Origin of the sequence: Photobacterium sp. Hal280 (genome assembly GCF_037162255.1) — a bacterium.
In the GTDB taxonomy this organism is placed as follows: domain Bacteria; phylum Pseudomonadota; class Gammaproteobacteria; order Enterobacterales; family Vibrionaceae; genus Photobacterium.
Window position 1 is genome coordinate 1,287,258 of record NZ_JARLUO010000005.1, and the last position, 24,134, is coordinate 1,311,391.

Consider the following 24,134-nt stretch of genomic DNA (forward strand, 5'->3'; position numbering starts at 1 on the left):
ATTAAATGGCAATTTTACAAATCGGTGCTGGGGGTGTTGGCTGGGTTATTGCCCATAAAGCTGCTCAAAACAATGATGTGTTAGGTGATATTACTATCGCTTCGCGTACTGTGAACAAGTGCGAACAGATCATTGAATCCATCAAGGGTCGCAACAATATGAAAGATCCAGGCAAGAAGCTTGAGGCTCGTGCCGTGGATGCTGACGATGTCGATGCCCTGGTGGCACTGATCAAAGAGGTTCAGCCAGATCTTGTGATTAACGCTGGTCCTCCTTGGGTTAACGTTGCAATCATGGAAGCCTGTTATCAGGCGAAAGTGTCCTATCTGGATACATCAGTGGCAGTTGACCTTTGTAGCGAAGGCCAGCAAGTGCCAGAAGCCTATGACCCTCAGTGGGCTTTCCGTGACAAATTTGCAGAAGCGGGTATCACAGGTATTTTGGGTGCCGGTTTCGATCCGGGTGTCGTCAGCGTCTTTGCTGCCTATGCAGTGAAGCATCTGTTCGATGAGATTGATTCTATCGACGTGATGGACGTCAACGCAGGCGATCACGGCAAGAAATTTGCGACTAACTTCGATCCTGAAACCAATATGCTGGAAATTCAGGGCGACTCTTTCTACTGGGAAGACGGCGAGTGGAAGCAGGTTGGCTGCCACACCCGCATGATGGAATTTGATTTCCCGCTGGTCGGCTCACAAAAAGTGTACTCCATGGCGCACGACGAAGTGCGTTCAATGAAAGAATTCATCCCGGCAAAACGCATCGAATTCTGGATGGGTTTTGGCGACAGTTACCTGAACTATTTCAACTGCATGCGCGACATCGGTTTGCTGAGTCCTGAACCGGTCACGCTGGGTGACGGTACGGTTGTTGAGCCACTGAAAGTGCTGAAAGCTTTGCTGCCTGATCCAACCACACTGGCACCGGGTTATACCGGTAAAACCTGTATCGGTACCTGGGTGCAGGGCACTAAAAGTGGCGAGCCGCGCAGCGTGTTTATCTATAACAACGCTGATCATGAAGTGGCTTACAAAGATGTTGAGCATCAGGCGATTGCCTACACGACAGGTGTCCCTGCGATCACTGCGGCTTTGCAGTTCTTTGCCGGAAAATGGGCCGATGCCGGTGTGTTCAATATGGAGCAGCTGGATCCGGATCCATTCCTGGCAACCATGCCAAAAATTGGCCTGGACTGGCATGTTCAGGAGCTGGAACCTCGCCAGCCACTGATTAATATTCTCAAGTAAGTCACCGACTGTTGAGTTCACCATATTCAAGCCGGCGTTGGAAACGACACCGGCTTCTTTAGATAGAAGCTTAGAATATGCAGCATCCTGAATTAAAAACCCCGTATTTCATGATTGACGAGAGCAAATTGATCCGCAATCTTGAAATTGCCAAGAAACTGAAAGAATTGTCCGGCGTGAAGCTGGTTCTGGCCCTGAAGTGTTTCTCGACCTGGGGCGTGTTTGACATCATCAAACCCTACCTGGACGGCACCACCAGCAGCGGCCCGTTTGAGGTCAAGCTGGGTTATGACACCTTTGGTGGTGAAACGCATGCCTACAGCGTGGGCTACAGCGAAGACGACGTCAAAGAAGTCGCGGATATCTGCGATAAAATGATTTTTAACTCGCAAAATCAGCTGGCCGCACACCGCCATTTGGTGGAAGGCAAGGCTGAACTGGGTCTGCGTCTGAACCCTGGTGTCAGTTATGCAGGTCAGGATCTGGCCGATCCGGCACGTCAGTTCTCTCGTCTGGGTGTGCAGATCAATCATATCAAGCCGGAAGTATTTAGCAGCATCGACGGCGTGATGTTCCACATGAACTGTGAAAACAAAGATGTGGACGCCTTTATTCGTTTGCTGGATGACATTTCTGAGCAGTTCGGTACGTATCTGGACCAGCTGAAATGGGTGAGCCTGGGGGGCGGTGTCTTCTTCACCTGGCCGGGCTATGATGTTGAGAAACTGGCCGCAGCACTGAAAGCGTTTTCAGAAAAACACGGTGTTCAGCTGTATCTGGAGCCGGGCGAAGCCATCATTACTCAAACCACAGATCTGGTGGTGACGGTTGTTGATATCGTTGAGAACGAACTCAAAACGGCCATCGTCGACAGTGCAACCGAAGCGCACCGTCTGGATACCCTCATCTATAACGAACCCGCTTCGATCCTTGGTGCCAGCGAGAGTGGTGATCACCGTTACGTGATTGGCAGTTGCTCGTGTCTGGCTGGTGATCAGTTCTGTGTCACCCAGTTTGATCAGCCGCTGGAAATTGGTCAGCGTCTGCACATCCTGGACAGTGCCGGTTACACCATGGTGAAACTGAACTGGTTCAACGGCCTGAAAATGCCGTCGATTTACTGCCAGCGTGCCAATGGCGACGTGCAGAAGCTGAATGAATTCGGCTATGAAGACTTTAAACGTTCGTTGTCGCAGTGGTCAGTGAATTAAGATTCTGCCCTGCGGAAAATAGAAGGCCGGTCACTGACCGGCCTTTGTTTTATCGGCGACATAAACACTTTGGTGCAGTTTTTAACTGGTTGAGAGAAAATTTGAACAAATAAACGCAAAATATCAATTAGTGTTTGACTCAAATTTTAAAATCAGTAAATTAGCACCCGCACCGCAGCAATGAAGCGGTATCACAAAATGGCGCGTTGGCAGAGTGGCTATGCAGCGGATTGCAAATCCGTGGACCTCGGTTCGACTCCGGGACGCGCCTCCATATTTGATTGAAGTGATGTGCTCACTTTGGTTCAGCAAGACATCAAGAACCCAGCTTTCAGGCTGGGTTTTTTGATCTCACCACTATTGAATTCAGCCGTTTTCAGACAGGCGGTTCAGAAAATCATCCCATGCATCCAGTTTGCCAAAGAAAGACTGCACTGGGACCGATTGTCTTATTCCCTGCTTTTCCACCATCATCGATGGGTAACCCTGAAGCTGATACTGCATCATTTGCCGGATTGATTCTGAGATAGCATCCTGCTCATTCGTTGCTTCGAATGTTGCGTGCCAGAGATCCGCTTCAATCCCCATTGCCTGTGCCAACTCAGCAAGTACTGCAGGGGAATGCGCGGTTTTTCCCTGCTGATAATGGGCAATCTGGATCCGTTTCAGCATGTCGGTTGCTGGGAAACCACATTGCGCTGTCGCCAGAATAGCGCGGATCGGCAACATCGAATCAAGAACCACAGGGTCTGCATGGCGCATCTTTGTCTGATAGGCATCGCCAAAGGTGACGCCGCTCAGAGCATGGATACGCTGATCACTGTCGAGAAAGTGCTGGCGACTCGCTTTGTCGAGTACTCTGCTGTCAAACAAGCCACCGGGATGCAGTATGAGCTCAATATCATCGCGCTCAGCCAGGTGTTCAATCAGCGGGGCGGCGCCGAAGCACCAGCCGCAAAGTGGGTCGTAAAAGTAATGGACTGTGACTGCAGCGCTTACCATTTCATCTCTCCCATGTGGACTTTTGCACCGATACTCAGCGCCATCGGCAGGCCAGCGTCCGGGTAGCGTTTCGCCATGGTGTCGATGACTTGTTGGCTGTTGTCACTGGCTTTGACGGTTTGCTGAAATGCCTTCAGGTAGCTCAGTGCAAACATGATGTTTTCAGCAGTCATTGGCGTACCTGCTTTCATGTGGCCCGGAATGACGGTTTGCGGCTTCAGTGCCTGCATAGCTTCCAGTTGCTGTGTCCAGGCGGTTTGTTCAGCCGGAGTCTGTGCGTCAGCCATCCACAGGTGAACGTTACCGTATACGGCCACATTACCCAGCACGGTTTTACTGGACGGGATCCACAGGTAAGGGCGGTGCGCCAGCTCGCCACTGGTGTCACGGATTTCAATGGTTTCACCATCAACTGTTAAAGTGGTTTGCTCATACGCGTCAGGGAGCAAGGTTTTCACTGGTGCGTTATCACCCATTTTTGGGGTCCAGAATGCCAGTTTGCCCGCCATTTTCTCTTTAATCACCGCACGGACTGCAGGTGTGGTGATCAGGCGCGCTTCAGGAAACTGCGCTTTGAGCACTTGTGCACCAAAGTAGTAATCGGGATCGGCCTGGCTGATAAAAATGGTTTTCAGTGTTTTGCCACTGTCCAGCACCATAGCGGCGATACGCATGGCATCGGCACGGGTAAAACCGGTATCAACCAGCATAGCGTCATGCTCGCCATAGACCAGCGTGGCATTCACATGGAAGCTGTTGCCATCGGCGTTGTAAACCTGGGTTGAAAGCGGCGCCGCTTCGGCCAGAGTGGCGGTAGAAAGTGCGACAAGTGAGGCTGCCATTAAGAGTGTCTTTTTCATGTGTTCGCTCCAGCGAATGTCATTGGGAATGGCATGCATCATAGTGATTTCATTTGATTGGATATAGAATCAATTATCAACAACATTGTTTCTTAAATCGGACAAATGAATGGACAGACTCACGGCAGCAAAAGTGTTTATTGATGTCGCAACGACCGAAAGTTTCACCACGACAGCAGATCGGCTGGAGATGTCCCGCTCGATGGTGACCCGGTACATCAACACCATGGAAGAGTGGATGAAGGCCCGGCTGCTACAGCGCACAACCCGCAAAGTGGCATTAACTACTGCAGGCCAGCAATGCCTGAAAGAAATCAAACTCTGGGTTGAGCAGGCCGAGCACATAGCGGTGACCTTGCAGCCTGCAGATCGGCTCACCGGGCATATCAGATTAACGACCAGTATGTCTTTCGCTCATGCGCAGCTTGCGAAGGCAATCCAGCCATTTTTAGCGCTCAACCCTGAGGTCTCTGTTGAAATCGATGTCCGCGATCAGGTAACTGACCTGATTGCAGAAAGATTCGATTTAGCCATTCGTATAGCGATGGCGCCGGATCCGTCATTGATCGGTAAACCGATTGCAGGTTGTGACTCTGTTATCGTGGCGTCACCTGCCTATCTTGAGCGATCACCAGATATACAGACACCGGCGGATCTCAGCCATCATCAATGCCTTGGTAATCGTAGTTTCGAGCAGCATGTGTGGCACCTGACGAAAAATAACGTCACTGAGTCGGTCGAAGTGTCGTGCCGGTTCATTTCAAATGAAGCCACCGTATTGAAAGCCGCGGCGATAGAAGGCGCGGGAATTGCAGTGCAACCCATGTATCTGGTTGATGACGATATTCAAACGGGCAGGTTAGCCGTGGTATTAGCGGATTGGGTGCCTAAATCAATGTCGGTATATGCACTTTATCCCGCAAGAGAATATCTATTACCGGCGGTGCGGGGACTGATCGATCACCTGACACAGTATTTTGATGGCAATCACTGGCCAAGAAAGCCAAACGATTTCGGGCTGTAAATAAAAGTGTACAGCTTTATTGAGGTAGGCACCGGGTTTCATTACTGAAAATGTGCGACAAGTCATACCTTCCGTAAAATGGTGCATTAACAGCGTTATCATTTTGACTTCTATAGCAAAGTCAGTTTTTAGTGGTGCTTTTTCTCGATATTGGCAGGTGGGGCACATATTCGCTTTACTGTTGTACTTTAGCATATCCTCATATGGTATATTGCGCGCTCATTATTTGATCTGGTTAGTGAGTTGGGCTCGGCGTGAATTCAGGCATTATCAACATCAATTTAGCTGTAAACCGGAATCGGTTATTAGAAATCTTTGATGCGGGCAGTGAAGGCCTGTGGGAACTGACGCCAGGGAATGTGGTGCAATTTTATAACACGCGTTTTTATGAAAATTTTGATGTGACCCTGAATGGTTCTCCGATGGATGAGTGGATTGCGCTTTTGCATCCGGAAGATATTGAACAATTCCAGAAGAATGTGAATCAACAGGTGACGGAGAAAATCGGCTATTTTACCAGCCAATACCGGATTCGGAACCGGCAGAATGAATATCGCTGGATTGAAGCAGTTGGCGTATTGAATACCGATGAGCATGGCGAATTGCTGTCTATGGTTGGATCGCATAAAGATATCACCGAAAAAAAATTGCATGACGAAAAATTATTTCAATTAGCTTACCAGGATTCACTCACGGGTTTATGGAATCGACGGCAATTGGTTGAGCAACTCAAAGCGATCCAGGCAGATGGCGTCTCAGGCACCATCATTACTTTTGGGTTGACGAAATTCAGCCAGTTTGTCGAGGTGTTTGGTTTTGAGGCCGGTAATCAGTTGATAAAGCTGTGTGCTGAGGCGATAACAGAAGTCTTTAATGACACCGATCTGATCTTCCGTTCGTATTCCGACGAATTTGTTGTTATGCTCAAAAACTGCCCTGAAAAATCGACGCTATGCGGCACGATTAATAAAGCGATCACATTGTTTGATCAGCGATTTCGCGCCGTTCACGATACCACGATTCAAAAGTTAAATGCCGGGGTTTATCAATTGCCCGGTGGTTCCGCAGCGGCTGAAGATGAAGAATCGATTTTATACAAATCCATGCTGGTCATGCGCCACGGTAAAGAGCACGATTCACGCATTGCGTTTTATGCGGACGATGAACAACGGGCGATTGAGCGGCATCTTTTTCTGGAAACCGGTATAGAGAAATCTATTCAGGATGATGAATTCTATTTAATGTTCCAGCCAATCGTCTGCGCAACGACAGGGAAGATCAAGAGTGTCGAATCATTGCTCCGTTGGCACAGTGCCAGTTATGGCGAAATTAATCCGGGTGAATTTATTGGCATCGCCGAAGCCAATCAGGACATTATTCCGTTGGGGTATCATGTGCTGCATTTGGCGTGCTCATATATTGCGGAGTATCGCAGACAGCACCAGCATGATTTCAAAGTATCGGTGAACATCTCTGTAATTCAGTTGATGCAGGCAGATTTTGTTCGTAAATTTTTGGCAACTGTCAATCAGTATCAGCTATCCCCGAGTTATCTGTCAGTGGAAGTGACAGAATCGGCGGTATTAGAAACCAATGCATTTGCTGTTGAACAGTTGCTGATTCTGAATGAATTAGGATTTTCAATTTCACTGGATGATTTCGGCTCTGGGTATTCCTCATTAAACACCTTCTTTTCTATTCCTTTTACTCAGCTCAAGCTCGACAGATGCATCGTCAAAAAAATGGCTGATGATTCTTCTGTATACTCCTATGTTAAATTCCTGGTGGCGATGTGTCGTGAAAAAGGGATTTCTGTGGTCGCAGAAGGGATCGAAGATCTTGCTCAGGTTGAACTCGTCAGAAAAACCGGCATCGGTTTAATACAAGGCTACTATTTCTATCGGCCTATGGTCGGCGAGAAGCTATTAGCGTTAGGCAAAGATCTGGCTCAGCATGGCTAAAAAGTGACTCAGTCTGGAACACACAGAGCATCGTGGATCGTGCTCTGTGTGTTCCAGACTGAGGTGAAGGCTGGCCTGAAAAAACTTGTTCTATACGCACATCTTTTTTACCTGAATTTTCAATACTTTTTCAGGGCATCATTCTATCCTGTCAATAGCAATCAGTATGTTTCGCTGTTTTCACGTGCAGACTAGTTATTCAATATTGTTGATATTTTAATCGCTTATCCTTGTGTGGTATATTACGCGCCTCATTTTTACAGACAATCAACTGGGCTTAACGTGATACCTGACATTATCGACAATAAAGCTGTTAATAACCAGCATAGGTTGTTGGAAATATTTGATGCTGGCAGTGAAGGTTTGTGGGAAATGACACCAGATAATATGGTGAATTTCTATAACACTCGCTTTTATGAAAACTTCGATGTGTCATTACATGGTTCACCACTGGATGAGTGGATTGCGATTATGCATCCGGATGATAAAAGCCAGTTTATTCAAAATATTAACGCTCAGGTGACCGAGAAAATAACCCGATTTATCAGTCAGTATCGTGTGCGTAACCGGCAAGGGGAGTACCACTGGATTGAAGCGGTCGGTGTGATTCATGCCGATGACAGCGGTAAACTTCTGTATATGGTTGGCGCTCATAAAGATATCACTGAAAAAAAACATTATGAGGATAAGCTGTATCAGCTGGCTTATTGTGATTCACTGACTGGGTTTAATAACAGACGTAAATTAGCTGAAATCCTGACAGAATTACTGGAAGCCAATAATCAAGCGGCCATAATGACGTTTGGATTAAATAAAATAAACCAAATAATGGATGTGTTTGGTTACCAGGCAGGTAACGGTATTATTTTACTTTGTGCTGAGTGTCTGAAAGAAGCTTTTGGCTCGAAAAACGTATACAGAACTCAGCCAGATGAATTTGTTGTGTTACAAATGGGCGTTTTTTCTGAGAGCGTCTTGAAACAGCAAATTGGCTCAGTGCTCACTGACTTTGAACAACGTTTTCGCTCTTTTCATCAGTCGACATTACAGGCACTGAATGTGGGTGTTTATTTGTTAATGGAAAATCATCACCTTAATGAAGATGCTGATTCTTTATTGCATAAGTCGACGTTAATCATGCGGCATGGCTCGGAAAAAGGCACCTGTATTTCATTCTATGCAGATGACGAAAAACGCTCGATTGAACGCCATCTCTTTTTGGAAACCGGAATAAAAAAAGCCATTACAGACAAAGAGTTTTATTTACTGTTTCAACCCATTGTCTGTGCCTCAACAGGAAAAATAGTGAGTGTGGAATCTCTGGTTCGCTGGAACAGCGTCCGCTATGGCGAGATCATGCCAACTGAATTTATCAGTATTGCAGAAGAAAACGGAGATATTGTCGAACTGGGGTACCATGTACTTGTGCTGGCATGTGAATTTTTACATCAATACAGAGAGGCCCATTCCAGCGTGATTAAGACGTCGGTGAATGTATCGGTTATTCAGCTGATGCAGCCTGACTTTGTTGCCCATTTTCTGGCTATCGTTCGCCACTATCAACTACAACCAGAAAATCTGACGATAGAGATGACAGAATCTGTCATTCTTGAGTCGAACCCTTTTGCCGTTCAACAGTTACTGGCATTGGATCAGGCCGGGTTCACCATCTCTCTGGATGATTTTGGCTCCGGCTATACATCGTTCAATACCTTTTTTCTATCCCGTTCACCCAGCTCAAGCTGGACAGAGCTATTATCAAAAAAATGGAAGAGAACGCTTCAGTTCGCACCTATGTGAAATTTCTGGTGAATCTGTGTAACGAGAAAGGTGCGACTGTGGTTGCCGAAGGTGTCGAAGACTTAGCCCAGGCTGATCTGGTGAAAAAATCGGGTGTTGATTTGATTCAAGGGTTTTATTTTTATAAACCCATGAGCGGCAAAGCAATTATTGGATTGTAAGCGGCATCATTTCGACCTTGCTGTAGCCTGTGTACGGGCATTTGGGGTTTGTTTCAGTTTGGCTGCAAGATCCTGGATCAAGCTGGGCATATCGAAGTCCGGGCTAAACCGCCCGCGAAACACGCCTTCAGGGTCAATAATGGAAAATTTAATGGAATGCGCAACGCTGTAGTCCTCCTGGTTTGCTGAGACTTCAAACCGGATACCCAGACTGTCAGCAAATCGCTTTATCTGCGCTTCGCTTCCTGTAGCACCGAGAATTGAGGCATCAAAGTAATGTAAATACTGGCTGAGCTTGGCAACGGAATCTCGCCCGGGATCAACCGATACAAAAACAAAAGTAACATCATGTTTGCCGGAGTTTTCTGCCAGGGCAGCAGAGAGTCTTGATAGCTGTGCCAGACTGGTCGGGCAGATGTCAGGGCAATGGAGAAAGCCAAATAATACGATGCTCCAATGCCCCAATAAAGATTGGTTCGTAAACTCACCGGCTTCAGATTCAAGGTTAAAATTGGCCACATTGCGCGGGTTGTCCAGCCATTCAATGGCTTGTTGTGTCCTGGCTTGTTGGGCCTTGGGTTGTTGCGCTTTGAAGTCGAGGGCCACGATAGCCAGTATTGTCCCCAGTGTTATGCCCAGACTAAGCAGTAAAAAAACCATCTTTGCACTATTCATGTGCCTGTTCCTGATAACTGCTAAAAATCAGCCACAGCGCCAGCAATGCGGGCAGTGTAACGCCGCCAAAATCAATGATCAGAAATTCGGGCCCGCAAATGCCAACAAGTACTTCCCACACATGGAAAATGGCGTGGCCGGCTAGCCAGGCCGTTGGCATCAGCCAAAGTATCAACTGCTGTCTGGTGTAAATCGCTCCCCAAATAAAAGCCATCCCGATCAGGATGTAATTCATGCCAATATCGCGCAGAAAATGCTGATTGAACGGTCCCCGATCGGGCACGCCCGGCACCATCCAATACCAGGGTTCAGGGGCGATCGTCATCAATACGCCGTTCCCCAAGGCTGCCAATCCGAGCAGTGCCGCTATTCCAATGCGCCATTTATTCAGCATGCTGAGACTCCCCGGTTAAAGCCGCTTCCCGCTCAGGTGTGATGGATGATGCGTTGATCTGAATTCGATGACAGGTTTTTCCGTAGCCCAAAGTGTATTTCAGGGCGGGATAAACCCGATAAGCGCTGATGGCAAAACCAATCGTAATCAGTCCGTTGGGACCCCACAGGGCCAGTATTTTCTCACGATAATCATCCGCTTCAGGGTGATGAGCCAGTACACACTCAGTAAATTTCACCACCAGGGCAATCTCGTCAGGCAGATTGTTTAAATCTTTATTGATAATGGCTTGTACAATCTCCGGGCTTATTTTTGCCTCTAAGGCCATATTGACCGCCAACTGTGTGCATGGGCCGCAATCGTCCGTGAGAATGGCGCGTATTCTGGCGGCATAGAGCGGCCCCGCGGGCAAATTCCCCGAATGAGAAGCCATGGTCTGAAATCCCATAAATTTCAGGAAAGCCCCGAGATCGGTTTTCAGAATATCCTGCTGATAACGAATGTCGTAATCGTAACGGTTTTTGAATGCCAGAAGCATTTTGCTGAACAGATAGCGGATCATATTGGGTCCTTAGTGTTTGGTTGATAGCGAGTCGTGTTTGGCTGATAGTGAGATGGCAGTGCACCGGTTTTCGTTCTTTCCTGTGCCTGAACAGGCTTGAATAACAGAAAGAGACACGAGAGAAAGACCAGGGCGCTGGCATACAGCATGACCGAAAAGTTACCGCGCTCTGATAAGCCGGAAGCGAGCAGCGGACCTGTTGCTAAGCCGACGGAAGAAACAACAGCCGCCAGCGCTGAAAGGCGCCCTGTGCTGTCCATGTCAGCCGTTACCGCTAACAAATAAGACTGAACCGCGGGCCAGGAAAAAAACAGCAGCGCCATTGAAGTGACATAAAAAAGCGGGGTAAGCGGTGAGACGCTGAGCAAGAGCGCGGAAATGATCGACAAAGTCACACCCGTGATCACCCAGGATAACCGACCCAAACGGTTGCCGCTGATCACAGGAAGCATTGCTCCCAATAGCCCCAGCAATCCGGTGATTGCGATAAACAGACTGACATGATCCGCGCGAATGCCTGCCCCGAGGCCGATGCGCCCGACATAAGTCCAGATAGCGCTGGCGGCAAGCTGATAGGCGGCGATAGCCAGCATCAATAACACCGCGTTTCCATTCAGTTCTGACAACAGCCCCGCTTGTTTGACTGGTTTGCGCTCGCTGGCAAGAGAAGGCAGAAACAGCATCATAATCAGGCTCAGTAGGGCAAAGCCTGCCATGACATAAAAAACGGCATAAGCACTCAGCAGTATTTCGAGTGCCGGCAGCAGGTAAATCACCAAAGCGCCCAGACTGAACTGAATAAGTAACAAGGTACCAAAAGCACGATCCGGATTGTTTAATCTGGCCAGTACAGAAAAGCCGATCCCGACACAAAGCCCACCGAAAAGCCCGGCTAAAAAGCGCCAGCCGAGCATGACACCATAGTCTTCAATCCATAAGGTTCCGGTATCTATGACAGCTAACAGGGCTAAAAACGTATACATGGCCGGCTGCCAAGGCATTCGGCGCACCAGGAAAATAGCCATCGTGCTCCCCAAAAGCCCACCGTAGCCATTGAGTGCAACAAGCTGTCCGGCTTGTGCATCACTAAAACCAATACTGCCTGCGAGTGCATTCACCAAACCGGGAAGAAAGTTAATATAGGAAAGCCCGGCCATCGTGATAAATGCCAGGAAAAAATAGACCAGTGGATGATTGACGGATACTTTTCTGAACATAATGCCTCATTGACGTAACACGGTTTGTTAGTGACGCCTGAATGTTAAGGTTCAGAAAAAGGAAGAAAAACAGGTCGAAACCCCTTTGAGTCGTGAATACTATTCATGAGTTTTTATTGTTATAGTCAGCCAACGAATAAACGCTTGATGCGCAGAAATGGATAAACTTAGGTCATTAGAAATATTTTTAGCCACGTGTGATGGTGAGAGTTTTGCGGCAGCGGCACGAACCTGTAACACGGATCCATCGACGGTCAGTAAGGCAATCAGCCGCCTGGAAGCGCAGTTAGGACTGACGCTCTTTCAGCGTTCTACCCGGCAATTGCGAATTACCGCCGCGGGTCAGCGCTATGCCGATACAGTGCGCAAGATGATCCAAGATCTCACCGTTTGCGAAGATGAGCTCAAGCATTTGAATGATTCACCCAGCGGTATGCTGCGCATCAGCTCGGCCGTCTGTTACGGTCATCTCTATCTTCGTCCTTTGCTGCAGGCATTCTGTCAGCGTTACCCAGCCATCCAGTTAGATCTTGAAATCAATGATTTACACGCAGATATCATTGAAAACGATATTGATATCGCGCTGCGTACGGGTTATGTCAAGGACAGCCGCCTGGTGGCCCGGAGACTGAGCCCGATGGACTTTCTTGTCTGCGCCTCACCAGATTATTTAGCCGCACAAGGCACCCCCCAATGTACCGATGACTTTCATCAGCTCAGCTGGATTGGATTTCGTATCAAAGAGACACGACAGCTACAGCCCATCTTTTTGCCAAATGAGCAGGGTGAATATGTTCCTTATGAATTAAAACGAACGCATATCACTGATGATGGCGAAACCATGGCCAATATGTGTGCCGATGGTCTGGGCTTTGCCCAACTACCTCACTTTCTTGCAAAACAGGGTTTGAACAACGGCAGTTTAGTATCCCTGTATCCCTATTTCAGGCCGCCACAGCCTGATAATGGTGTGTTTGCCATCTACCCGAAGCGGGAATATTTACCCGCCAAAGTCAGGGTGTTTATTGAATTTATGACAACCTCTTTAGCCGCGATGGGCGAAAGCACAAATCACACCTGGGCTGAAAACTGGACGCCTCTTGTGGGTCGCCGGTAGTTTTGCAGGGTGTTCAGTGAATTGGTTTAGTAAATTGCTATAAGTGCCTTTAGTATAGAGTTTTCGCTGAAGTATGTGAGAAAATCGTAAAGTGGATTGATAAAGATTTAAACCCGATTAATTTTAATATTTTGTTGAGGTGCAACAATGGAAAATGCTTTAGGGATGATGCTAATTATAGCTTTGATGCTGGTAACTTTATTTGCTTTGAATCGGTTTTGTAATGTGATGAAAGAAATTTGGATGAATAAAAAGATTAATTGGGCGTTGATACTTCAGTGCTTTGTTGCTTCTTTTGTTACAATTCTTTTTTTCTTTATTTCGGAAAATGCAGAAATGCTAAATATCAAGGTGAGCCCAGCAAATCCACCTGTTCAAAGGTAGTTGTCCAATATGAATCCAGAGCGATTGATGCTGAGTATAAATGGCTTTCAATGTTGGAAAAATAGTTAGTCATGATGATAAGTAATCAAAAACTGAAAGGGTTTAATTTGACTTGCACAGAAAGCTGCTGCAAATGAAAGATGATAAAAACATGAATGAGATGAAAGTAATTAACACATCAGGTTTAATTACTATGTGCTATGGTGCGAGTGGATTTGTGTCGTCAATCTATTTTAATGAAGGCTTCAATGAGCTGTTACTCTTTTTTATCATAATACTTGTATTTTTAATGATTGATTTCTTCTTTAAAATAAGAAATGAAGAGAGAGTAATGAGCTTTTCAAAATTTTTGATTATTTGTGCTGGAAGTGCCATTGTTGGTGGTTTTTTAAACTCTGTGGTGATGGTTACTATTTATTCTGTAGCTATGATGTTGGTTTTTCCATTCTATAAAAGTAAGTAAATATAAGGGATTAAGTTTTATATGGTTGGTTTATATTAAGTGACTAGGAGTATTGTTCATTGGTTTTGATGCTTAAGGTAAGTTGCGCGATGAGGTTAGTTTTTGGTTTCTTGATATTTTTAACATTTCAAGTTCAAGCTTCAGGTGGTGAGTCGGCTTTAAATACCATTAATTCTTTAATGGAAGGTATTAGAAATGGAAATCAGGATAAAATTTCGAGAGTTACTCATGAGTACTTTAAATTCTCAAATGTTATAAATGATCTGGTAAAAGAAAACGCTGGTGTTGATGCTTATTTTTGTGATTATTCTCATGTTTCAAAACGTTTTTATGGTGTGGTGTGCCATGTAACATATAATCAGCATAGAAGTGGTAATATCTGGTTGTTCTATGTGTTTTCAGAAGAAAGTGGTGGCCAGATAAACAATGTTGTGACTAACATGTATTTTTCTGATTATTTATCAGATAGACAAGATTGTGTTTATATCAAAAAGTTCAAGGGTGGTTTATCTGGGGACGTTGTTTTTGATAAGGTTTCGTGTGATTATGATCCGTGACGTATTTAGTTTGATATGTATTTTAGGCCATGAATAAAAGTATCTATTTTGTTGTTTTTTCATTGTTCATCATGTTTGTGGCTGAAATGGTCTCGAGAAGTACGTATCAATTTGAGTCAGAAAGTTCTGACTATTCGGTATTATTCAAGCAATTTAATAAAGATAAAATATTAACAGAAAAAGAAATTAGGTTATTAGATCAAGCTTTAGAGAGTGAGAAAAACTCTGATCAGTATAGCTTGAGCGGATCATTTATTGTTAAATCTGTTCTTATATCGTTTTCATTGTTAGTAAATTTGTTTTCGATCATATACCTATGCTTTTTGAGGGCGTTTACGTTTTCACTTATTTTACTTATGATTAACTTGATATATTGGTTAGTTATTTGATGGGTTCGTTATTATGTTCTACCTGGTGAAGTTGTTATTGATGAATTTCTGGATGAGAATTTATTCGACTTATCGCAGGATTGAGAACACAATCGTTTCATTTAATAACTGAAGCGATTGTAAAAGAATATTTATTAATTTTGTGTGAGAGGCATGGTAAGGAATATCTTTATATTAATGATTTTACTTATGTTTCGAGGTGCTTTGTTGAAAAGGTTCATGAAGGGGACAGATAAAGTATGAACTTCAAATGCACTTGCTCGTATTACAGTCCAAATCTTACTGGAGGGAAGTTTGCTAATGGTGCAGTAACTTCAGCAATTCAGTTTATTGTGAATGAGATAGGTGGAAATCCCCAAGATTTCGCAACCAAGATTAAAAACTGACCCTGCGATGCGCTGGGCGAGAGATAATATGGATATTTCATTAGATCTTGATGCATGTATGGGACCGTGTTTCAATATTGAAGATGAAGTTACCAATCAACTTGGTTTGTCAAGTTCAGGTAGAGTTGGTTCTTCATGGGGGCGGCTTTTCTGCTGGAGTAGGAAGTGATCTGACAATTTATAACAATGTTACAACTGTTGCTGAAAATGGTAGTTTAACTTTTTATCAAGGTGTAGCAGTTCAAATAGGTCCTATTGGTTTATCAACAACTAGGTTTGGCCAAAATGGTCATTTGAATACGAATATTGAGTTGAAACTGAGACTTTCCGGAGATTTCGGTGTTTGGGGCGGTTCAGGAATAAAAGTATGGTAACTTTATTAATTATCCTAGGTTTTGTTTTTACTGTGGTTCTCGCTTTTAGAGGTGTTATATTGGCTAATATGCTCCAGTACCAGCTTGGTGTAAAAAAAGGAGCGTTAGAAGTTTACTATATTGTCCAGGTTGAAGCTTTTACAATAGGGGACTCTATATTTAATTTGGATAATGATAATAAGTTGGAATTATATAGGTCTTGTATAAATAACATCAGGCATATGTATTTTTCAATATTTGTTGTGGTGATTTTGATATTTATTCATGAGCTTACTTAAGCTGTAATTTTGGAAATGGGGCGTGTGGCTGTGGCTGAGCTGGTTTTTGCAAGAATGGCCATCACTGATACTGAAGGCCATTTTTTATACGCAATCTTCGGAACCTTGTTAAGGTTGAACAGGTGAACGAGGTTTCTATTGATCTGATATAAGGTTTTTATTTGTAAGATGTAGCGAAGAAGAAGATATGATGCCGGGAGAAAGCGGAGTCGCTGTGATGGGGCGAGTGACAGTTGCGGCAGTAATTGGCGGGACGAGTTCAAAACTCAGTGGTGGAAAATTTGAGAATGGTGCTGTGACTGGTGCATTTTCTAGGTTATTTAATGATGAAATGCATAGAGATGGTTTTTACGAACGATTTAAAGATAACCTTCGGAAAGCTATATATGCGGATATAAAAATTATAGATGGGGTCGGTCAGATGGTTGTCGGAGGATTATTAATACCAACTGGTTACGGTAGTGTACCGGGAGGTATTATTGCATTTCATGGTATGTCTTCAATTGAAGAGGGTATTACTACCTTAGGTAGTTTGATTGGTCTTAGCTCAGCCAGAAACTCAGTATCTGAATTTTGGTATTCTTTGACTGGAAGTAACAAGGTTTACCCTAGTGTTGATCTAGTAATATCTCTTGGGTCCATGGCTAAAGTACCACTAGAGATCACTACTAAAACAAATTTTATTAGTGAGGTTACTTATGGCGATAGCAGGGTTAAAGTTACCGGCAGTATGCCATTGTATGGTCAGCGGCAGGTATGATGTCATTTGTTGATGTTTTATAGTATCTACGACAATACAACGTGTGTAATTAACAACTAAGGTATTAAAGTTATGCTTATTTTTGTTGTTTCAGTGTTGTTTTTTTTAAGCTTTATGTTTGTTAAATTTAAACGAATAAGTCGATTTTATAGATTGTCATTCATCTTGTCTGGATTATCTCTTTATGTATCTATGCAAGAGAACTATAAAAGTGGTAATGATGTATTGTTCTTTTTGTCATTGCTGTTTTTGTCCTTCTTTATAGTTGTGAGCTTCATGAGAAGCTAGAGTGATTATATATGCGGGAAATGATTTCTTGATAAGGTTTCTATGTGTGATTTATTTTTATTACTACCAGATTGTTAATAGGTGAACATTTATTAAAATGCTTCTTGAGTATATTTGCTCTGTTGTCACTATCAGTCCACGCCAACTACTTTGTTTAGGCGAAATCAAGCATCTTGGTGTTGATTCTTCAACCCTCCATGTCAGCAATGGCTTTGGTGTTCACAAACTGTGCAATGTGTCTGAAGAACACTGTAAATCGTGGATGTCTATGGGGTTATCAGCCAAAATGTTGAATCGTCCGGTGGTGATTTATTACAGGCATCCGGCCTTGGCTGGAAATTTGAGTGGCCGTAGCTGTCATGAAATCGGTGACTGGCGTAGTAACGCAAGTGTTAACTTACACGGATGGCAACCAGATTTATTTCTTGCTGAAGAATCAGCCAACATCACACCCCAGCTGTAAACCTGATTTGTTCGCCATTGACGCGAGCACTCCTGGTGAAACCCGGCACCAGGTACTGTCACGGTTGCTAACTGCCTATGCAACCGGTAAACCCGTCAATATCGGTTACGACAAAGAAGGGGATTGTGCGCATACCTGGATACGTGCTCACCGGGTCGGGTAATTATTCGTTTTTGCAAGAATGGCCGTCACTGATACTGATGGCCATTTTTTATGTCTGACGCTCAATCTCTCCGTTTCACCAGCATGAAAAAACAATCCCGCCAGCTCCCTAGAGAAAGCATTGCCAGCCTGGCGGTTTAGTGTTGATATGGTTGTCACCGTGCGTTTGCACGAGTGTAATTGTCTGTTGTGGCACTAAAAAGGAGCGTTTCTGTTGAATCCAAACTATAAAGCAAGCGCGATTCTGGTGCTGACGACTATGCTCGCGGCTATCGGGTGGATTTTCTCCAAAGAGACGCTGCAGGGCTTGCCGCCGTTTCTGTTTATTGGCATGCGATTTCTGCTCGCTTCACTGTGCCTGCTGCCGTTTTGTTATGCAGCGTTCAGGCGCACCACGCTGAAAACCATCGGTTTTGCGGCCCTGGTGGGGGTGTTGCTGGGGGTGGCCATGATGTGTTGGATCCATGCCATGTCCAATACAGAAGCCTTAGCGGAAGGGGCGTTTATTGCCAGCCTGTCGATGCTGTTTGTGCCGGTTGTTGCCTGGGCGCTCTTCAGGCAGAAACCGCCGCGCGCCTTCTGGCTTTCTATGCCGGTCGCGGTGGCAGGCATGGCGTTGTTATCGCTGTCCGGCGGCTGGCAGCAGTCTGACAGTCAGATCTGGTTTGCCGCCTGTGCCTCTATGCTGGCGATTCATTTCAACGTGAACAGTCGGTTTGCTCAGCAAATCCCGATACTGTTACTGGCCTGTATTCAGTTATTTGTCACCGGCTTGTTGTCGTTGACGATGTCTTTGACCGTTGAGCAAATACCGTCTCACGTGCCGGTGACGATCTGGGGCTGGTTCGCACTCAGTACCTTGCTGGCCACCAGTTTACGCTACGTGCTGCAAACGGTCGGGCAAAAACAGATCACTGCTTCGAATGCGGCATTGATCATGTTGCTGGAGCCTGTGTGGACAGCGACGCTCAGCGTGATGTGGTACGGCGAAGTGTTCACGCTGAACAAAGCGCTGGGATGTCTGCTGATTTTGTCGTCTCTGATATTGTACCGCTTGGGATCCCGGCCATTTCGGGCGGCGCGGCGGGTGAGTGCTATTGAAAGCGCCAGTATTGGTTTTACAGACTCATCAGATGAGGCGCTGGCAGGCAGTAAGAAGCGTGAAGAGTAACAGAGGCCATCATGAACGGGTCTGACCCGTCCTGAACAGTAAAAGGGCCATCAATGATGGCCCTTTGCATAGTGGACGGGGTCTCTGTGATTACTCCACGACTTCCACTTCGTCCGCTACCAGGTTTGCCGCTTTAATGCCGGCGATGGCACACAGCTCATCCAGTTCGGATAAATCACCGCTGATGCCGACCGCACCCAGCAGGCAGTTGTTGCTGCCGCGGATCAGAACGCCACCCGGTACCGGCAGCAGGTTGCCTTCGGCCAGCACATTGACCGCCGACATGAACGCCGGTCGCTGTTGAGCATCAAGGGCAAGTTTACGGGAAGAACAGCCCAGTGCCAGGGCTCCCCAGGCTTTGGCGATGGCAATTTCAGGACGGAGCATACTGGAGCCGTCCTGACGTTGCAGAGAAATAAGTTTACCGCCGCTGTCGAGCACAGCCACAGTAAGCGGTGCAGCACCTTTGGTCAGGGCAGTGCTGAATGCGCCCTTGGTAATTACCAGTGCCTCGTCCAGTGTTAAGCTCATAGTGATCCCTCCGATCAAGAATTAATTGACTAACTTTTTGAGCGGCAGCCGGTTAGCCGACTGCCGGGTATGTTGTTTATGTGCCACCAATCCATGCTCGGTGAGCGGCTTTACTCCGAAAATGTCATTCATACATGATGACCGGGAGTAAACGTCTCTACCGCTCTGGGAAATCCCCCTGAGCAGACAATCAGCCAACCAACAACGGGTAGCTTGGTAGTGTCAGGAATGGTGCAAATTCGTCTGATGTTGACAGTTCATCAAACAGTTTGGCCGCATCGTCAAAACGACGATTCTGGCTGTTATCCGTCTGTTCAAGCTTGAGGCTGTCCACTTCCTGTTGCAGCCAGTGGCGGAACAGCTCAGCAGTAAATAACTGGCCGTCATCCAGCGTGACACCATGATGAATCCACTGCCAGATATTGGCGCGTGAGATCTCAGCGGTTGCCGCATCTTCCATCAGACCATGGATTGGTACGCAGCCAAGCCCGCGGATCCAGGCTTCGATGTACAGCAGAGCGATGCGCACATTCTTGCGGACACCGGCTTCATTACGGTGACCTTCGCACGGTGCCAGCAGATCGGCGGCTGTGATGTCATTGGCAGCCGATGGCAGATAGTCGAGCTGGTTTGGTTTGCCGCCAAGGCGCTGGTTAAACACCGTCATTGCGGTATCAACCAGACCAGGGTGGGCGACCCAGGTACCGTCGTGACCATTGCTGGACTCGCGCTCTTTGTCTTCGATGACTTTTTCCAGAACCTGCTTCATTTCTTCAGGATCTTTGCTCGGAATAAAGGCCGACATGCCGCCCATGGCCAGCGCACCACGCTGGTGGCAGGTTGCGATCAGCAACTGGCTGTAGGCTGTCAGGAAAGGCTGTGCCATGGTCACATCGTGACGGTCAGGCAGAATGCGGTCTTTGTGTTGTTTCAGGGTTTTGATATAGCTGAAGATGTAATCCCAGCGGCCGCAGTTCATGGCAACAATGTAATCGCGCATGGCGTACAGGATTTCATCCATTTCAAAAACGGCGGGCAGGGTTTCAATCAGCACAGTCGCTTTGATGGTGCCGGTTTGTACCCCGAAGTAGTTCTCGGTGAAACGGAACACATCAGCCCACCACTGACCTTCTTCCATCGACTCCAGCTTTGGCAGGTAATAGTAAACCCCCAAGCCTTTGTCAGCGCGTGTCTGGTAGTTATGGAAGAAATACAAGCCGAAATCCATCAGACAGCCAGGGATAGATTTACCCTGATACTGAATGTGCTGCTCCGGCAGGTGCAGACCGCGGGGACGCGCAATCAGCAGGGCCGGATCATCATTCAGGACATATTCTTTCTGACGTTTGTCATCGAAATGGCGCATCTCGCCCAGGTTGGCATCACGCAGGTTGATCTGGCCTTGTACCATGTTGTCCCAGCTCGGCGCAGTGGCATCCTCGAAACAACACATAAAGACTTTCGCGCCTGAGTTCAGCGCATTAATCACCATCTTGCGATCAACCGGCCCCGTAATTTCCACCCGGCGATCCTGTAAAGGCGCAGGGATATCAGCAATGCGCCAGCTTTTATCATTTCTGATATCGGCTGTGTCGGCTCTGAAACCCGGCAGTTTGCCATTGTCGAATTCACGCTGACGTGTTTCACGGCGGGCAAGCAGATCGTCCAGACGGCCTGAAAACTGACTGACAAGTGCCGTCAGAAACGCCATGGCATCGTCGTTCAGGATAGCCTGATAGTCGGGTGACAGTGAACCAACGGCGAGCTGTAGGGAATCGGCTTGTGCCTCTTGATGTTGTAGGGTATCCAATTGCGTCTCCTTAGAACAAACGGTCTATCGTTTTGTATACATTTTATAATTTTCCTATTATCTATAACCTATATGGGCGTATCAGGTAAAGTGGTTTTTATCACTATGTAAATCTGATGTTGTTTTTATGTGTCGCTATTTTTGTTCATAACTTACTGTTATTTAAATAAATAGTGTTCTATCGATAGATTAAGTTTGTTTTAAATCGCAACAGCCCTCTTGCTAAGATCAATTATGTATGTCTAGAATACAATCATACACAACATTGTATACAATTATGCAGGAGGCAGTATGGCGAAGATGAAGGCAATTGAAGCCGCCGTTGAAGTTTTGAAAAAAGAAGGCGTTATTCAGGCATTTGGTGTTCCAGGTGCAGCGATTAACCCTATGTATGCTGCACTGAAAAAACTGGGTGGCATTGATCATATTCTGGCCCGTCATGTGGAAGGTGCTTCTCACATGGCAGAAGGTTACACGCGTACCAATACCGGCAATATCGGTGTTTGTATCGGTACTTCAGGCCCGGCAGGTACTGATATGATCACAGGATTGTATTCAGCAGCAGCTGATTCGATTCCAATTCTGTGTATTACAGGTCAGGCACCACGTGCTCGTCTGCACAAGGAAGATTTCCAGGCGGTTGATATTGAGAGCATCGCCAAACCCGTAGCTAAGTGGGCAACCACTGTGCTGGAGCCAGCCCAGGTGCCACGTGCATTCCAGCAGGCTTTCCACCTGATGCGCTCTGGCCGTCCCGGTCCGGTATTGATTGACCTGCCGATTGACGTTCAGCTGGCTGAGATCGAATTCGATATCGACAGCTACGAACCACTGGAGGCCTACAAGCCAACGGCCAGCCGTGCTCAGATCGAAAAAGCATTAACCATGCTGAATCAATCTGAAAAGCCGCTGATTGTTGCAGGTGGTGGTGTTATTAACGCCGGCGCGTCTGACTTGCTGCAGCAGTTTGCTGAAATCACCGGTGTGCCTGTGATCCCAACGCTGATGGGCTGGGGCTCTATTCCGGACAACCACGAATTGATGGTGGGCATGGTCGGTCTGCAGACAGCACACCGTTACGGTAACGCCAACATGCTGGCTTCCGACTTTGTGTTTGGGGTAGGTAACCGTTGGGCAAACCGCCACACAGGTTCTGTAGATGTGTACACCAAAGGCCGTAAATTTGTTCACATTGATATCGAACCGACTCAGATTGGTCGTGTATTCTGCCCTGATCTGGGGATCGTATCGGATGCAAAAGCCGCGCTGGAACTGATTGTTGAAGTGGCCCGCGACATGAAAGCCGCTGGCAAACTGGCCGACCGCAGCGCCTGGGTGTCTGAATGTCAGCAGCGTAAAGCCACCATGCTGCGTAAGACACACTACACTGAAACGCCAGTGAAACCCATGCGTGTATACGAAGAAATGAACAAAGTGTTTGGCGAAGAGACCTGCTACGTGAGCACCATCGGTCTGTCTCAGATTGCTGCCGCTCAGTTCCTGCATGTGTACAAACCAAACCACTGGATTAACTGTGGTCAGGCTGGTCCTCTGGGCTGGACAATCCCTGCCGCGCTGGGTGTACGTGCAGCCGATCCGCAGCGTCCGGTTGTGGCACTGTCTGGTGACTATGACTTCCAGTTCATGATTGAAGAGCTGGCCGCGGGCGCGCAGTTTAACCTGCCGTATATCCACGTACTGGTGAACAACTCTTACCTGGGTCTGATCCGTCAGGCACAGCGTCAGTTTGACATTGATTACTGTGTCCAGCTTGCGTTTGAGAACCAGAATGCGCCGGAGCTGAACGGTTATGGTGTTGACCACGTCGCAGTGGTTGAAGGTCTGGGCTGTAAAGCCATTCGCGTCACGGATCCTGAGAAGATCGCCGATGCCTTACGTGAAGCTCAGGTTCTGATGAACAAGCACAAAGTACCCGTTGTGGTTGAAGTGATTCTGGAGCGTGTGACGAATATCGCGATGGGCGTTGAGATTGACGGCATCAACGAGTTTGAAGCACTGACAGAAGATCAGGCCGATGCGCCAACGGCCATCACCTTCAATCAATAAGATGCCACGAATAGCAAAAGGAATGTGACATGCCGAAATTAGCAGCAAACTTATCCATGCTCTTTACGGAAGTACCTTTCATGGATCGTTTTGAAGCCGCCGCGCAGGCGGGCTTCCGTGGCGTGGAATATCTGTTCCCTTATGCCTTTGAAGCAGAAGCGATTAAAGCCAAGCTGGATGAGAATGGTTTGACTCAGGTACTGTTCAATCTGCCTGCTGGCGATTGGGATGCTGACGACCGCGGTATCGCGGTCGACCCTAAGCGGGTTGAAGAGTTTCGTGCCGGCGTACCGGAAGCGATTCGCTATGCCAAAGCACTGAATTGTACCCAAGTGAACTGTCTGGCAGGGATTGTCCCTGCCGGCGTCACCCCAGGACAGGCGGAAGCCACTTTTGTTGATAACTTGCGCTTTGCTGCGGCAGAGCTGAAAAAAGCAGGGATAAACCTGATTATTGAAGCGATCAACACCCGTGATATTCCAGGCTTCTTCCTCAATACCACTAAACAAGGTCTGGATATTATTGAGAAAGTCGGCAGTGACAATCTGGAACTGCAATACGACATCTACCACATGCAAATCATGGAAGGTGATCTGGCAACGACGCTGAGTCGTGAACTGGGCCAAATCCGTCACGTGCAACTGGCTGACAATCCAGGGCGTCACGAACCGGGAACCGGTGAGATCAATTACCACTTCATGTTCAGGCATCTGGATGAAATCGGCTATGAAGGCTGGGTAGGCTGTGAGTACAAACCGCAGACCACGACCGCAGAAGGCCTTGGCTGGCTGAAAGAATTTAATCAAATCTAAGGAGA

The 24,134-nt window shown here is 46.7% G+C and carries 23 protein-coding genes, 1 tRNA gene and 1 pseudogene; 17 read left to right on the top strand and 8 right to left on the bottom strand.

What is annotated here, in order from left to right; genetic code table 11:
• Positions 1–5: 5 nt before the first annotated feature.
• The 3 genes from P4S53_RS15345 to P4S53_RS15355 all read left to right on the top strand — a co-directional run bounded on the left by P4S53_RS15345 (position 6) and on the right by P4S53_RS15355 (position 2,735).
• The gene (locus P4S53_RS15345) at positions 6–1,250 is read left to right on the top strand and encodes a carboxynorspermidine synthase (RefSeq protein ID WP_337113333.1); all 1,245 of its coding nucleotides are present in this window, start codon (positions 6–8) and stop codon (positions 1,248–1,250) included.
• Positions 1,251–1,327: 77 nt separating this feature from the next.
• The gene (nspC, locus tag P4S53_RS15350; RefSeq protein ID WP_337113334.1) at positions 1,328–2,461 is read left to right on the top strand and encodes a carboxynorspermidine decarboxylase; all 1,134 of its coding nucleotides are present in this window, start codon (positions 1,328–1,330) and stop codon (positions 2,459–2,461) included.
• Between the two features lie 200 nt (positions 2,462–2,661).
• Positions 2,662–2,735, top strand: a tRNA-Cys gene (locus P4S53_RS15355).
• A 92-nt stretch (positions 2,736–2,827) separates the two neighbouring features.
• On the opposite strand, the gene P4S53_RS15360 is transcribed toward P4S53_RS15355, so the two are convergent.
• Entirely contained in the window at positions 2,828–3,463 is a 636-nt protein-coding gene (locus tag P4S53_RS15360; protein WP_337113335.1) for a DsbA family protein, read from the bottom strand.
• Positions 3,457–4,323: an MBL fold metallo-hydrolase gene (locus P4S53_RS15365; RefSeq protein WP_337113336.1), complete on the bottom strand. Its 867-nt coding sequence runs from the start codon at positions 4,321–4,323 to the stop codon at positions 3,457–3,459. Before P4S53_RS15365 ends, P4S53_RS15360 begins: the two co-directional genes overlap by 7 nt.
• A gap of 109 nt (positions 4,324–4,432) precedes the next feature.
• Between P4S53_RS15365 and P4S53_RS15370 the strand changes: the two genes are divergently transcribed.
• The 3 genes and pseudogenes from P4S53_RS15370 to P4S53_RS15380 all read left to right on the top strand — a co-directional run bounded on the left by P4S53_RS15370 (position 4,433) and on the right by P4S53_RS15380 (position 9,269).
• Positions 4,433–5,347 carry a LysR family transcriptional regulator gene (locus tag P4S53_RS15370; protein WP_337113337.1) on the top strand — a complete coding sequence of 305 codons (915 nt, stop codon included), beginning with the start codon at positions 4,433–4,435 and terminating at the stop codon, positions 5,345–5,347.
• 254 nt (positions 5,348–5,601) lie between these two features.
• Positions 5,602–7,308: a putative bifunctional diguanylate cyclase/phosphodiesterase gene (locus P4S53_RS15375; RefSeq protein ID WP_337113338.1), complete on the top strand. Its 1,707-nt coding sequence runs from the start codon at positions 5,602–5,604 to the stop codon at positions 7,306–7,308.
• A 387-nt stretch (positions 7,309–7,695) separates the two neighbouring features.
• Positions 7,696–9,269: pseudogene (locus P4S53_RS15380) on the top strand (putative bifunctional diguanylate cyclase/phosphodiesterase).
• A gap of 6 nt (positions 9,270–9,275) precedes the next feature.
• On the opposite strand, the gene P4S53_RS15385 reads toward P4S53_RS15380, so the two are convergent.
• The 4 genes from P4S53_RS15385 to P4S53_RS15400 are packed head-to-tail and all read right to left on the bottom strand — an operon-like array spanning position 9,276 to position 12,117.
• Complete coding sequence (locus P4S53_RS15385; RefSeq protein WP_337113339.1) at positions 9,276–9,944, bottom strand: SCO family protein; 669 nt, start codon at positions 9,942–9,944, stop codon at positions 9,276–9,278.
• Positions 9,937–10,338, bottom strand: a complete 402-nt coding sequence (locus tag P4S53_RS15390) for a hypothetical protein (protein WP_337113340.1) — start codon at positions 10,336–10,338, stop codon at positions 9,937–9,939. Before P4S53_RS15390 ends, P4S53_RS15385 begins: the two co-directional genes overlap by 8 nt.
• The gene (locus tag P4S53_RS15395) at positions 10,328–10,900 is read right to left on the bottom strand and encodes a hypothetical protein (protein WP_337113341.1); all 573 of its coding nucleotides are present in this window, start codon (positions 10,898–10,900) and stop codon (positions 10,328–10,330) included. Before P4S53_RS15395 ends, P4S53_RS15390 begins: the two co-directional genes overlap by 11 nt.
• Complete coding sequence (locus P4S53_RS15400) at positions 10,897–12,117, bottom strand: MFS transporter (RefSeq protein WP_337113342.1); 1,221 nt, start codon at positions 12,115–12,117, stop codon at positions 10,897–10,899. Before P4S53_RS15400 ends, P4S53_RS15395 begins: the two co-directional genes overlap by 4 nt.
• Positions 12,118–12,274: 157 nt before the next feature.
• Between P4S53_RS15400 and P4S53_RS15405 the strand changes: the two genes are divergently transcribed.
• From P4S53_RS15405 to P4S53_RS15445, 9 genes are all read left to right on the top strand, one after another.
• A complete protein-coding gene (locus P4S53_RS15405; protein WP_337113343.1) occupies positions 12,275–13,234 on the top strand; it encodes a LysR family transcriptional regulator in 960 nt (319 codons plus the stop codon).
• Positions 13,235–13,381: 147 nt separating this feature from the next.
• Positions 13,382–13,618, top strand: a complete 237-nt coding sequence (locus tag P4S53_RS15410; protein WP_337113344.1) for a hypothetical protein — start codon at positions 13,382–13,384, stop codon at positions 13,616–13,618.
• Between the two features lie 133 nt (positions 13,619–13,751).
• Positions 13,752–14,081: a hypothetical protein gene (locus P4S53_RS15415; RefSeq protein WP_337113345.1), complete on the top strand. Its 330-nt coding sequence runs from the start codon at positions 13,752–13,754 to the stop codon at positions 14,079–14,081.
• An 89-nt stretch (positions 14,082–14,170) separates the two neighbouring features.
• Positions 14,171–14,638, top strand: a complete 468-nt coding sequence (locus P4S53_RS15420) for a hypothetical protein (RefSeq protein ID WP_337113346.1) — start codon at positions 14,171–14,173, stop codon at positions 14,636–14,638.
• Positions 14,639–15,496: 858 nt separating this feature from the next.
• A complete protein-coding gene (locus P4S53_RS15425) occupies positions 15,497–15,787 on the top strand; it encodes a hypothetical protein (RefSeq protein ID WP_337113347.1) in 291 nt (96 codons plus the stop codon).
• On the top strand, positions 15,781–16,065 hold the full coding sequence (locus P4S53_RS15430) for a hypothetical protein (protein ID WP_337113348.1): 285 nt from the start codon (positions 15,781–15,783) through the stop codon (positions 16,063–16,065). Before P4S53_RS15425 ends, P4S53_RS15430 begins: the two co-directional genes overlap by 7 nt.
• A gap of 187 nt (positions 16,066–16,252) precedes the next feature.
• On the top strand, positions 16,253–16,825 hold the full coding sequence (locus P4S53_RS15435) for a hypothetical protein (RefSeq protein ID WP_337113349.1): 573 nt from the start codon (positions 16,253–16,255) through the stop codon (positions 16,823–16,825).
• A gap of 632 nt (positions 16,826–17,457) precedes the next feature.
• Positions 17,458–17,739: a hypothetical protein gene (locus P4S53_RS15440; protein ID WP_337113350.1), complete on the top strand. Its 282-nt coding sequence runs from the start codon at positions 17,458–17,460 to the stop codon at positions 17,737–17,739.
• Between the two features lie 210 nt (positions 17,740–17,949).
• The gene (locus P4S53_RS15445) at positions 17,950–18,909 is read left to right on the top strand and encodes a DMT family transporter (RefSeq protein ID WP_337114503.1); all 960 of its coding nucleotides are present in this window, start codon (positions 17,950–17,952) and stop codon (positions 18,907–18,909) included.
• Between the two features lie 90 nt (positions 18,910–18,999).
• Here the strand turns inward: P4S53_RS15445 and P4S53_RS15450 are convergent, their stop codons facing one another.
• Together P4S53_RS15450 and aceB are read right to left on the bottom strand one after the other, a co-directional pair.
• Positions 19,000–19,440: a GlcG/HbpS family heme-binding protein gene (locus P4S53_RS15450; protein WP_161456925.1), complete on the bottom strand. Its 441-nt coding sequence runs from the start codon at positions 19,438–19,440 to the stop codon at positions 19,000–19,002.
• A 190-nt stretch (positions 19,441–19,630) separates the two neighbouring features.
• Complete coding sequence (gene aceB / locus P4S53_RS15455) at positions 19,631–21,190, bottom strand: malate synthase A (RefSeq protein WP_442958691.1); 1,560 nt, start codon at positions 21,188–21,190, stop codon at positions 19,631–19,633.
• Positions 21,191–21,541: 351 nt separating this feature from the next.
• On the opposite strand from aceB, the gene gcl reads away from it, so the two are divergent.
• Entirely contained in the window at positions 21,542–23,317 is a 1,776-nt protein-coding gene (gene gcl, locus P4S53_RS15460) for a glyoxylate carboligase (protein ID WP_027252423.1), read from the top strand.
• A 29-nt stretch (positions 23,318–23,346) separates the two neighbouring features.
• The gene (gene hyi, locus P4S53_RS15465) at positions 23,347–24,129 is read left to right on the top strand and encodes a hydroxypyruvate isomerase (RefSeq protein WP_337113352.1); all 783 of its coding nucleotides are present in this window, start codon (positions 23,347–23,349) and stop codon (positions 24,127–24,129) included.
• Positions 24,130–24,134 lie beyond the last annotated feature (5 nt).